Genomic DNA, 910 nt, shown 5'->3' with positions numbered 1-910 from the left:
GGTCGCCGTCGTTCTCGGTGTCGTCGAGGAGTTCTCGGTAAGCATCGATGACGTTCGGGAAGACTTCGGCGACCTGCTTAGACGCTGCGATGTCCTTGGCGAACGCGACGGCCCGTTTCATCGGTGCCTCGCCGACTGCGAACCCCGTCCCGTCGGTGGTGCGGCCGGCTCGTTTGGCAAGCCCGTTCCAGCAGCCGACGATCTTGGAGGCGTCATCGAGGCGTAGTTCGCTGAACTCGCCCGCAAGTTGTTTCTGCATCGGGGATGCGATGAGTTCCTCGTCGACGGTGAGCACGATGACCTTGTAGTCGGTCAGTAGGCCGCGTTCGACCGCGTCCCCGAATGAGAGCCGATGGAACTCCGGACCGTATGTTGCTTCGTCGTCCATCGACGTCACCTCGGCCGAGTGCTCCTCGGCCTTGTCGCGAACCTTGTCGTCGAAAATCCGCGGGGTTGCGGTCATATACAGCCGGCGGTCAGCCTTCAGAAATTCGTCGTCGTGGACGCGGACAAAGTTCGAGTCGTCCTCACCGAACAGTGTGACCCCGGTGGTGCGGTGCGCTTCGTCGCAAATCACCAGATCGAACGGGTCGACACCGTGGCCTTGGGCTGCGGCGACGACGGGGAGCGACTGATAGGTGGTGAAGACGACCGTCAGGCCTTTGGCGCGTTTGCGGTGCGCCATCTCGCCGGCAAGCTTTTCGGGATCGGTCGTGACAGGGATGGACACGTCGTGAACGTTGAAATCCTCCGCGGAGCGAGAGACCTTGTTGTCCGAGCACACCGCGAACGCACGAAGGGGAAGCTGGGTTTGCGCCGTCCACTCCCTCAGCGTCTGAGACAAGAGCGAAATCGAGGGGACCGCGAACAGGATGCGCGCATGCCCACCGGTGTCGGCTGCAGTCCGCTC

Annotated in this window: 1 protein-coding gene; it reads right to left on the bottom strand. The window is 62.6% G+C overall.

Annotated elements, in window-relative coordinates; translation table 11 throughout:
- The coding region (locus tag A2J03_RS13565) for a DEAD/DEAH box helicase family protein (protein WP_197480753.1) at window positions 1-910 on the bottom strand (910 nt) is incomplete at both ends.

It is taken from the genome of Rhodococcus sp. EPR-157, assembly GCF_001647195.1.
In the GTDB taxonomy this organism is placed as follows: Bacteria; Actinomycetota; Actinomycetes; order Mycobacteriales; family Mycobacteriaceae; genus Rhodococcoides.
This window is presented reverse-complemented; position numbering and strand designations above follow the sequence as displayed.